This window comes from Pontiella desulfatans (assembly GCF_900890425.1).
Taxonomy (GTDB): domain Bacteria; phylum Verrucomicrobiota; class Kiritimatiellia; order Kiritimatiellales; family Pontiellaceae; genus Pontiella; species Pontiella desulfatans.
Genome location: NZ_CAAHFG010000001.1, coordinates 3113478 through 3125079, shown reverse-complemented (window position 1 = coordinate 3125079; position 11602 = coordinate 3113478). Strand labels below are relative to the sequence as shown.

4 protein-coding genes are annotated in these 11602 nt (G+C 55.6%); 2 read left to right on the top strand and 2 right to left on the bottom strand.

What is annotated here, in order from left to right:
- Positions 1 to 6 precede the first annotated feature (6 nt).
- Together E9954_RS10905 and E9954_RS10900 are read left to right on the top strand one after the other, a co-directional pair.
- On the top strand, positions 7 to 4383 hold the full coding sequence (locus tag E9954_RS10905) for a sulfatase-like hydrolase/transferase (RefSeq protein ID WP_136079199.1): 4377 nt from the start codon (positions 7 to 9) through the stop codon (positions 4381 to 4383).
- Positions 4384 to 4508: 125 nt separating this feature from the next.
- Positions 4509 to 7862, top strand: a complete 3354-nt coding sequence (locus E9954_RS10900; protein WP_136079198.1) for a glycosyl hydrolase — start codon at positions 4509 to 4511, stop codon at positions 7860 to 7862.
- Between the two features lie 152 nt (positions 7863 to 8014).
- Here the strand turns inward: E9954_RS10900 and E9954_RS10895 are convergent, their stop codons facing one another.
- Both E9954_RS10895 and E9954_RS10890 read right to left on the bottom strand, forming a co-directional pair.
- A complete protein-coding gene (locus tag E9954_RS10895; protein WP_136079197.1) occupies positions 8015 to 9976 on the bottom strand; it encodes a right-handed parallel beta-helix repeat-containing protein in 1962 nt (653 codons plus the stop codon).
- A gap of 32 nt (positions 9977 to 10008) precedes the next feature.
- Entirely contained in the window at positions 10009 to 11268 is a 1260-nt protein-coding gene (locus E9954_RS10890; RefSeq protein WP_168442166.1) for a right-handed parallel beta-helix repeat-containing protein, read from the bottom strand.
- Positions 11269 to 11602 lie beyond the last annotated feature (334 nt).

Genomic DNA, 11602 nt, shown 5'->3' with positions numbered 1-11602 from the left:
TAGAGCATGAAGAATGTGTTGAAAGGGCTGGTTGCCTTATGTTGTGCAGTTCTTGGAGTGGAGGCTGTAGCGGATGGAGCATCGCGCAACCCGAACGTGATTATCATTTATACGGATGACCATGGCGTCACCGATTTGGGTCTGCACGGGATTGATCCTCATGTGGATACGCCAACGCTCGATACGCTGGCTTCCGGCGGTGCGCTGATGACTTCCGGCTACGCCAGTGCACCCAAGTGCGTGCCTTCGCGCGCCGGGCTGATGATGGGTCGCATCCAGAACGAGGTGGGCCTGATCATCAACACCGACGGCCCGCTTCCGTTGACCGACCCGGAGGGCGATCCTATCGTTCTGATTCCGGAACGCATGCGGGATCTTGGCTACACAACGGGACAGGTCGGCAAGTGGCACCTCGGCGACGAGGGCGATCATTTTACCGGCGCGCGCGGTTTCGATGAATACTACACCGGCGTCTACACCGATTATGAGGTGAACTTTGACCTGGACGGCAACTCCGTTCCGCGGCAGGACGTGAGCCATATGCGCAACCGGGTGACGGTGCAGGGGGAAGCCGCGGAAGCCTTCATTGACCGAAACCATACCAATGAATTTTTTCTGTATCTCGCATTCTATGGCCCGCATACGCCGCGCATCTCGACGAACGATTCCTATTATGTGAATTTTCCGGAACTCGACTATCCCAACTACAGTGACGAAATGGATGTAATCCGCCGCCAGGGGCTGGCGCTGATTAAAGCCATTGATGACTCCGTCGACGGCGTGATGCAGAAACTGCGCGAGCACGGCATTGAGGAAGACACGCTCATTTTCTTTGCCGGCGATAATGGCGCGTGCCCCAAATTCGGGACTGATATCGGCGGCGTGAAATCGCTGGAGACGGCGGACGGATCGGAAAACGTTCCGCTGCGCGGCGAGAAGGGGACGCTCTGGGAGGGTGGCATCCGTGTGCCGATGTTTGCCTACTGGAAAGATACGATCCCGCCCGGCCTGGTGATCGATGAACCGGTCTCCACGCTCGATTTTACCGCCACAACCTTGATCGCTGGCGGGGGAACGCCCACGGCGGAAATGGATGGCGTTAACCTGCTGCCGCGACTGACCAATGGAGCGCCTACCGTGATCCGCGACACGCCGCTTTTTTGGGATCATGATCAGGCCATCGCGATTCGAAAGGGCGATTGGAAGCTCCAGCGCGACGCCACGGCGGATTATCTGTTTAATCTGGCGGACGATCCGTGGGAGCTGACCAACCTGCGCTATCAGAATCCGGCGAAGCACGCCGAGCTGGTTGCCGACTTGCTGGCCTGGCGCGACTCGCTCCCGCCGGAGGGGCAGTCCACGCTGGGGAATCCGCGTGGCCCGGTCTATGTGAACGGCGCTCCCGTGGGCACCGCGATTGAACCGCGCTATGTGATTCCCTATACCAACGCGGCACCGGCGGCCTATCCGGTTGCCATTGAGACGCCCGGGGAACCAGCGCTGGATATCGATGGCGACGGCATGCTGAATGACGATGAATTTGCGGCCGGCCGCGATATGAACGATGCTTCCGACCTTGCTTTCGAATTCAATGCCGATGGCGATTATCAGGGATGGGACAGTGTGATGGCATCCATCTCTAATGCGACCGTGACCAGCGGCATTCTCTCCGGACAATCCGAGAGCAAGTCGGGGCGAATTGAAAGTGACGATTTCTCTTTTGACAGCGGTGCGCTCTCGAACCTGCTCGTACGGGTGAAGTCCGATGCCTCGTCCACACTGACCTTACGCTGGGCAACCAGCTCGAACGATGTGATGGACAACACACGTAAAATCGCTATCCCGTATTCAAGCGGACAGTTTGAAACCGTCATCCTTCCGCTTGGAGGAAACCCGGACTGGGATGGACAGACGATCAGCCGAATGCGCATCAATCCCTGCAACGGCCTCGGAAATTTCGAGATCGACTGGGTGCGCGCCTCCGATGGCGATTATGACAACGATTCGCTTTCTGACATCTATGAACAGGCGAACGGGCTCGATCCGCTGGATCCTTCCGACGGAATGCCCGATACGGGCGGGGTATCGTTTACGAATGTTTTGATTATCTTCGCTGACGACCTGGGCTATGGCGATGTGGGGTGTTATGGCGCGACGAATATTGCGACGCCGCACATTGACAGCCTCGCCGCAAACGGCATGCGCTTTACCCAGGCCTATACGCCGTCGTCAACGTGTTCGCAGTCGCGCGTCAGTCTGTTTAGCGGCCGCTACTGGTGGCGCAGTCCGCTGCATCCGCCGACCGGCGTGATCCATCCCGCCGGGCCGAATGCATTGTTGGAACGCGGGGTGGTGGCGTTGCCGACGCTGTTCCAGCAAAAGGGGTACAATACGGCGGCGTTCGGAAAGTGGCATCTCGGCGTCGGCTACGGCGATTCGTATGGCGAGCGCTACGACTGGAGCCAGCCGACCATTGAGGGCGGGCCGTTGGATGTCGGCTTCAACCACTTTTTCGGGCTGGCCGCCAACGTGTTGAACGAACCGGATTTTTATATCGAGAACGATAAATTTTACGGGCGCGGGTCAAATGATGTGGTGACGGTGAACAGCGCCAACAGCGTAGATCCTTGGAGCGAAGATGTGCGTTTCGCGCAGGATGAAGTGGCCGGCGACACCCTGGCCAAGGCGGTTGAATATATTGAGTCGGCGCCGACCAACGAGCCCCTGTTCCTCTTTTTTTCATCGACGGTGCCGCATAAACCCATCACGCCCGCCGCGGAGTTTATCGGCAGCAGCGGCATCGGGCTTTACGGCGATTTTCTGCATGAACTCGACGGACAGGTCGGTGCACTGCTCGATGCATTCCGCACCACGGGTCGGCTGGATGATACGCTGGTTATTTTTACCAGCGATAACGGGGCGGTTATTTCAACAAGTGAAGCCTCTGCGATACAATGGGGAAACGAGCCGATGTGGGAAGCCTATTCTGCAGGGCATCTGAGCAATGGAGAACTGCGCGGCGGAAAACATGCCGTTTTTGAAGGCGGCAGCCGCATACCGTTCATCGTTAGCTGGAGCAACCACATTCCGGCAAACATCACCGATGATCGTCTGTTCTGTTTAACGGATGTGATGGCAACTTGTGCGGATCTGCTTGATGTGTCTGCGCCTGAAAGCGCGGTTGACAGTTTGAGTTTCCTGCCGGTCTGGACAGGGGAGAGTGCGGCATCGCCGCGCGATACGGTTCTGACGCGCAGCCCGAGTGCCATCTATTCGATCCGGCAGGAAAAATGGAAATATATCGAGCACGATCCGGACAACCCGACGGGACGTGTAACAGAAAATGCCGACCAGCTCTACGACCTCGACCTTGATCCCGGCGAATCGGACAACCTTTTTGACCAACACCCCGAAATCGTTGCTCCGCTCAAGGATGCGCTGATCCCTCTGAAGGCGGCTTTAAACGAGGGGATTCCATTTGTGGTGGCCCCGTCGGTGTCCGGTTCCCAGATTACGTTGCGCCACCCGGTTCGCCAAACCTACCGCTACGACATCCTGACATCCGAGTCGCTGACCGATCCCGACTGGCAGGAAGTTTCGGTTGAATTGGCGGCATCCAACGGGCTCATGGAAATCGTGGTTGAAATGGACGATGCCACCAACCGGTTTTATGTTGTGAAGGAGTCAAGCGGCGGAATTGGCGTCGAGGTTTGGAATGATTCCTTCGGTGGGTCACTCAATACCAACTGGACGGAATACCTTCAGGGGGCGGGAGCAGCAACAACCCCGACCGGCGGGCAGCTGGTGATGGATGTCGGCATTCCGAACGGCTCAGCCCAGGCCGCGCTCAACACGACCGTGAACCAGGACGGGGATGTGTCGATGTTCAATGGCGCGAAACTCTACAATTTTTACGATCATCCGGTATCGGCCCGTTTCGATATTGCTTCGATTACCGGGGTCAACGGGGGCGGCCGGAACGTGTTCTATTTTTCGATCGGCGACGATGCCGCCGGAAAGTTCAACCCTCAGGCCAACGCGCTGGATGACGGCATCGGGTTCCGGCTGGAGCAGCAGGGCGACCCCGCTTCGTGGCGCATCATTTATCAGGCGCTTCAGGGGGCGAGTGCAAGCAGCGCAACGGTGGCTAACCTCAACGGCCTGCCGAGCACCATCACCTTTACGCTGGATGGCACGCAGGCCGTCATCGAGCTGGAGGGCACCACCAGCACGGGCGGGGATTCGGTGCTGACGCAAACCCTCGCTGATTATTCCGCCAATATTTCCGGCTACACCCTGGCTTTCGGTGCACTGAATTATGGAACCGTCACCGAAAAAACCGTCGTCACCCTCGACGCGGTTTCTGTTGAGGTTGCGGAATAGGAACGGGAATTTTTTTTGACGGGATAACATGGTTTTGCTTTACGTGGAGCAGGCGGGACGCCTGCGGTACGATGGATTGTATCGCAGGCGTCCCGCCTGCTTCCAGGGTTTGGAAAGGTTGTTAGATGAAGAACGTATTGAAATGGATGTTGGTGCTGGGTTTGGCCGCGAATGGGTTTGCCGGCGAGTCGTTGGTTGAGAAATTTGAACAGCCGCCTGCCGAATGTGCGCCGGGTGTTTTCTGGTATTGGTTGAACGGGCGCGTAACGGCTGAAGGCATTGATGCCGACTTGGAGGCGATGAAAGAGGCGGGGATTCAGGAGGTGAGGCTATTCAATGTTGCTCACTTTTTCACACAGCCCAGTACCGCGTTGCAGCCCGTAAGGGTGCTGAGTCCCGAATGGCGCAAGCTGATGAAGCAGGCGCTCAAAAAAGCGGACGAGCTGGGGATGAGCGTCAACCTTTATAACTCGATGGAGGGGTGGTCATCGACGGGCGGTCCCGCCATCACGCCGGAACTGGCGATGCAGCGCGTGACGTGGAGTGAGCTCAAACTCAAAGGAGGAACACGTTTCCAAGGCAAGTTGCCGATGCCGCGCCACGGTTTCGACTTTTACCGCGAAATCGCCGTCGTCGCTTTCCCGACTCCGAAAAGCGAAATCGATGAGCCCGTTCCGGTCATTACTTCGGACGTGTCCGGTTTTGATCCGACCAAACTTTCGAACGATCCGGTTCCGTCCATCGGGTTCAGCAGCTACTGCTATGACTTTAAGCAAACCCGAGCCGACCTTGCGATGCTGCCGGCGGCGTTGGAAAAAAAGCGCCACATTACACTGACCTATGAGAAACCCTTTGCCGCACGTTCATTCCGTCTCTACCCTGCGTTCAGTACGCCGTGGATTTCGGATATGCTGGCGACCGGCGAGCTGCAACGCTCGGACGACGGCACAGCGTGGGAAACGGTTCATCCGTTTGCACTTCAAGGCTACACGCCGCTTGATTTTAACTTTACGGCCAAGCCCGCCAAATACTGGCGCGTCGTATTGTCGGGCGAACGCGATTTGCCGCTCGATGAGCTGAGGCTCAGTGCGGCATATCGTATCGGAAACTGGACCTCCAAATCCTTTTTCTCATTCCGGCACCTAATGGAGTTTTCTGAGATTGAGCATTATGAAAACCCGGCACCTGCATCGGACATCATCAAAAAAGAGAGCATCATTAACCTGTCCTCCAAGATGAATGCCGACGGCGAACTCGATTGGAAGGTTCCGCCCGGCAACTGGACGGTACTGCGTTTCGGCTACACACCGACGGGCTCGGAGGTTCGTCCGGCAGGGTGTGGGGCGGAAGGGCTGGAAAATGATAAGCTCAGTGCAGCATCGCTCGACGCCCATTGGGCGCAGGCAATTCAGCCGTGGCTCGACGATCCCGAAACACGCGGCCGGTTCGATACGGTTCATATCGACAGTTATGAAGCGGGCTCGCAGAACTGGACGCCGAAAATGCCCGAAGAGTTCGAGAAGCGGAACGGGTACGACATTACGCCGTATCTGCCCGTGATGATTGGCCGGGGGGTGGATTCCGACCTGGATTCTGAACGGTTCCTGTGGGACTTACGCACGACGGTTTGCGACATGGTGACGGAAAACTATTTCGGGCATTTCCGTGATTTATGTCATGCCGCAGGCAAGAAAAGTTCATTGGAGGCGTATGGTGATAACGGAACGTTGAATGTGATTTCAGCCGCCAAAACCGCCGATTTGACGATGGTCGAAAACGGCGGATATTATTACACAAAAATGGCGAGCAGCCCTGCGCACCTGTATGGGAAAAAAGTGATTACCACCGAGGCGTTTACCGTGACCTCGACAACCAAGGGAACTGATTTCAGTACCGCGTTTTGGGATCTGAAACCGTGGGGCGACAGTTTCTTTTCTGCCGGAATTAATCATGTTGGATATCACGTCTACACCGCGCAGCCGTATGGGGATGACATAAAGCCGGGGCTTACGCTCGGGCAGGCGGGAACCCATTTTAACCGCGGTCATACATGGTGGCCGGAAATGCCCGCCTTCAGCACGTATCTAGCGCGGACGAGTTATCTGCTCCAGCAGGGGCGCTTTGTTGGCGATGTGCTCTTCTTCTATGGGGAAGGTTCGCCTAAAAACTACAGCTTCACAAAACTGCATTCGGATTCGATCTATTCATTGCCGCGTGGATACGATTGTGATTTTGGCGATCTGGACGTGCTGCTTACCCGCATCACCGTCAAAGATGGAATGCTCACAACGCCGGACGGTATTGCGTATAAGATGCTGGTGGTTCCGAACGAGTCGGATGCGATGACGCCGCAGCTCGTCAAACGCATTGGCGAACTCGTTAAGGCGGGGGCAATCGTGATGGCGCCAAAACCGAAGCTTTCGCCGAGTTTGCGCAAACAGCCCCAGGCCGATGCCACTATCCGGAAAATGGCGGATGAGATCTGGGGCGACTGTGACGGCGTTAAGGCGACAGCACATACCTATGGGAAAGGCAAAATCCTGTGGGGCGAACCGCTCGCAGAGGTGCTGGTTAAAGAGAAGATGGAGCCTGCGGTCATCAGTCCGGTTTTGACCGGTGTCCATCTGGATGACCATGGAACAAGTCGGGGCCATTGGAAATGGATTCAACGTCGATTGCCCGAAGGTGATCTGTTCTTTGTGGTGAACGGAACCGATGAAAACGTAACGACCGAATTCTCGTTCCGCACCGACGGAACTTCGCCGCAGTGGTTTGATGCAGTTACCGGAAAGGCCCGAATGCTGCCTGAGTTTAAGAAGTCGGATGGCCGCGTCAGTTTGAACCTCGAATTTGCGCCGCGCCAGTCGGGCTTTATCTTTTTCGCGAACCAGGAAAAACCGGCAACGGGCACGAATATTCAGACGCTCGAAACGATGAAAACGCTCGAAGGTGCGTGGGAAGTCAGCTTTGATCCTGCGTGGGGCGGGCCGGCGAAAACCACCTTCCCGATGCTGACCGACTGGTCGAAGAATGCCGACGACGGCATCAAATATTATTCGGGCCGGGCGACCTATACGAAAAGTTTTACGATGCCGTCGGCCGAGAAAGGTCGGAAATATTTCCTGGATCTGGGCACGGTTAAGAATCTGGCGAATGTGACGCTCAACGGCAAAAAGCTCGGCACGGTCTGGTGTGCGCCGTGGCAGATCGAAATTGAGCCGAAGCCAGGCAAAAACGTAGTCGAAATCGAAGTGGTCAACCTCTGGGTGAACCGGCTGATTGGTGATATGAAATTTGATCCCGATGGCGTGGAACGACACGCAAAGGGAACCGCAAAACGCCTGCCCGCATGGCTGGACGGAAGCGTTCCGCGCTCCGATAAGCGCTATACTTTCTCGCTTTACAATCCCTGGAAAGCCGACTCCCCGCTACAGCCCTCCGGCCTGCTCGGCCCGGTGACCATCAAGGTCGTGGAGTAGCGAGTTTTTAACAGGATTTACATGATTTGAAGAAGGGCTGCAGAGCATGGGTTGCTCTGCGTGGAGCAGGCGGGACGCCTGCGGTACAGTTATTTGTATCGCAGGCGTCCCGCCTGCCCCGCGTATGTCTGTTTGGGGGATAGCGGGAAACGCTATTCGATGAGGTCTCCGGTTCCCGAGTGGGTTCCGGTCAGGCTGACGGCTGGAGATTGGGTATTGTTGCGGACATCGCAGCCCAGAACGTGCACATGGTCAGTTTCTTCGATTGTTCTCACCGCATAGTTTTGATTTGCGCCTGAAATGGTGCATTCCGCAACGATCACTCGTTTCGTTGTCCGATCGTAGTCCGTCACTTTTCCTTTCATGCGGATTCCATCAAATCCTCCCGGCTGCGAGCTGGAGTTGTTGAGAATGTCGCAGTTATGAATCGTGCCGTATTTGACTCCGTGCAGAAGAATGCCTTCTTCACCGTTATCGGCAATCAGGCTGTTGCTGATGGTAAAGTTTTCCAGCTTCATTCCGGCCTCGTTATCGTCGTGCGTTTTCAAGAACTCGATGCCGAAGGTCCCGTTGTTGGTGACCATGCAGTTTTCAATCGTGGTTCGGTCGGCAACTCTCATGGAGATGCCGGAACCGGCGTTGTTGCGGGCAATGCAGTTGTAAAACGCGATGTCTACGGGCGGAAGGCCGTTGGATGTGTGTGTATCTACGGTGGAAAGCGCCCACCAACCGCCGGCATAACTGTCTTCGGCAAGGCAGTTGATCACTTTAACCTGCTTGGAACCATCAAAGGTGTAGGATCCGGACGTTTTGCCGTGGAACTCTTCCCTCCATCGGCATCGACGGGCTTCGCAGTTGAGCAGGGTAAGGCTGTTCAGATTCCAAAAACCGTAACCCTGCGCGCCACAGTAGTCCGCGATGGTATTTTCCATAACCACCTGATCGCAGGAGTAAAAACTGTAGGCCAGGCTGTGGTTATCAATACCAAGGCAGTCGCGCACCGTCACATACGAACAGCTCATGATCAGCAGGGCCGTCCGAAAATCTTCAACCGTGCAGCGCTCAACCAGCAGGTTGTCGATACTATGAAGCCGGGTTGCCCTCATGACCGGATCCACATCGTTAACGGCGGCATAGTGATCCTGATTGCCATACATCGTGAGGTCGGAGAGGGTGATGTTTTTCTGGCGGCTCCCATCAGGTGTCTGGAGGATCCAGCTCGGTGATATCGTAATGTTGGTTGGCAGCGACAGGATGGAGGTCGCGCGGTCATCGCCGCGAACCGTAATATTATCGGTCAAAGTGACACGATGCGCATAGAAGGTTCCGGCAGGAATGCGTATCACACCGCCGCCGGCCGCTCCGGCCGCATTCACTGCCATCTGAATAGCGGCCGTATCGTCAAGCTGGTCCGTGCCGTCGGCGCCGTAGTCTTCAATGTTGTATACCGTCGATGGCTCCGGGATGGGAATAATATCCATTCCGATCTGCTCCAGGCGCGTATCCGTCCCGGAATGAACCACGGCAAAGAGGTCTCCATCCGTGATCGTTTGATGCACTCCCGGCGTGAACGTTTCCCCTGCACCAGTCGTTCCGACAGCAACATCGGTTCGCTTCCAGTAGGCAACGCCTGTATCGGCCTTTACCTGCGTCAGTACCAGCGCTGTATTTTCAGCAAGATTAAGTGAACCCAGGTCGAACTTAATCATAATCGCCTGCCCTGCGTTTATTAAAAGGTTCGAGTCGCCCACACCATTAACGCCTAAACCCGAGTCCTTGTAGTGGAATTTTGCAGTTCCATCCGTCGAAAATTCACCCGTCAGGTTGCCTCCATTCCACTGGTCTGGGCTGAACGTCGCGTCAACCGCCAGATATTCAATCCGGATGCTGCCCGACGCGGAATTGGTGCTGAAGGCGTTTTCGGTTCCATCGACCGCACCGAGAACCGGGCTGCCATCCAACGTAACCGTGCCGCCCAGATTAGTGAGCGTATGGGTCTGGGATGGTGTGTTTGCCGAAGCGGAGCCTGTTTTCAGGTTGATTACGACACTCGCCTGGGTCAGCATAGCAAAAGCCGCCATCGCACTGGTCAGAACTGTTTTTTTTATCTTCATACGCTTGCTTCTTTACGTTTCAGGCCATTCATTCAGAGGGTAATGTTCAAGGTCGCGGTGTTGTTGGTGCCTTCCAGCTGGATGGCCGGGGTGCTGCTGTTGCCGGCAACGTCGTTGTAGAGAATGGTCATTTCATCGCTGCCGCCGGTCGTTGTGATGCCCCGCCTTTGGGTCGGGACAGGCTGGGAATCGATCAGGGAGCATCCGGCAATCCGGATGCTGCTGCAGGTTTGTCCCCCGCCGTCGGCCATGTGGATTCCGTCGTAGGCGTTGGTCTGTGATTGGGAATTGTTATTGATGAGGCATCCTTCGATTTTGCCGGCGGTCGCGCCCAGCAGGGTAATGCCTTCTTTCTGGTTGCCGACCATATGGCACCCAGTGAGTGAAAAGTCGCTGCATAGTTGCAGGTTATCCACCAGGGCCATCCCGGTTCCGTTTTCATTGGCCATGCAACCGGCCAGATCAAAATGCCGGGCGTCGGTGATGGAGAACCCGGTGTCGTTAAGCCGGGCAACGCATCCGTTAAACGTAATGTTTTGGTTCAGCAGGGCGGTGGAATAAACCCGGAACCCGCTGTTCGTATTGCTTTGAGCCAGACAGCCTTCCAGCACGACGTCGTCACAACTGTCTATAAAGAAACCGGACCCGTTGTTTTCCGTGGCATGTGCGGCGGAAAATTTAACATTCCCGCAGTTTTTGAATTGATAGCCGTGTTCGCCACTGGTGCGGGAAAAACATCCGGCAACCTGTATGTTATCGCAGGCGACCATGTAGACGGAGGCCGCGGTGCCATCATAAAACTCACAATTCCTGATGGTGCCGTTGGTTGTTCCGTTGCAATAGAGCGTGTGGCCGGTGGAATCGTGCAGCACGCAATCGGCCACCAGAAAATCTTCCGTATCGATAAAACGCAGGCACTGGGGGGTACCCGATGTCTGGGCTTTATTGGCGTTGAAGGCGATGGCGCGGACGGTAATGTTGCTGACCGCGCCGGCCACCAACAACGGCTGGTCGGTTCCCGGTTCCCGTTTCAGGACCGTGGCGCCGGCCCGGTCTCCGATCATTTCCGTGTTGCTGCCGATATTCAGGCTATCGACCTCATAGGTTCCTGCCGGAAGATACACCGTTCCGCCTCCCGCGGACGTCGCTGCGCTTAACGCCGCCTGAACCGCTGCCGTGTCGCTCAGTCCGTCGTTGGCCACTGCCCCGTATGCCGTCACATCATATACCGGGCTCTCCGGTGCCTGGGCGGGACCGATAAAAAACAAAAAAGCAAAAAAGAATCCAGTCATTCTATTGCTCCGGAAGTTAAATATTGCGAATTCCATGGAACGGATTTATGGCCACAAAGAGGCACAAGAAACACGAAAACACAATAGCCCAGGTCTTTGTGCTTCTTGTGCCTTTTCGTGGCTATACTCACAATATTTAATCGCCTCATCTATAATCTCCCCGGTTTAAATCTGATTTAATGAACGTTTCCGTGTCCAGATTGATGGCCCCCATCTGAAGAGAGGGGGGCGACATCTGTTACAAAAAAAACATTCATTATCAGTTGTGTCAAGGTGCATGCTGTTTTATATTACAAAAAATAATATGATGCTGTTGTTTGTGGGCGTAGTCTGC

Bases quoted from the DNA above. Each gene is read 5' to 3' on its own strand.
- E9954_RS10905 (WP_136079199.1), top strand. From the start codon at position 7: ATGAAGAATGTGTTGAAAGGGCTGGTTGCCTTATGTTGTGCAGTTCTT.
- E9954_RS10900 (WP_136079198.1), top strand. From the start codon at position 4,509: ATGAAGAACGTATTGAAATGGATGTTGGTGCTGGGTTTGGCCGCGAAT.
- E9954_RS10895 (WP_136079197.1), bottom strand. From the start codon at position 9,976: ATGAAGATAAAAAAAACAGTTCTGACCAGTGCGATGGCGGCTTTTGCT.
- E9954_RS10890 (WP_168442166.1), bottom strand. From the start codon at position 11,268: ATGACTGGATTCTTTTTTGCTTTTTTGTTTTTTATCGGTCCCGCCCAG.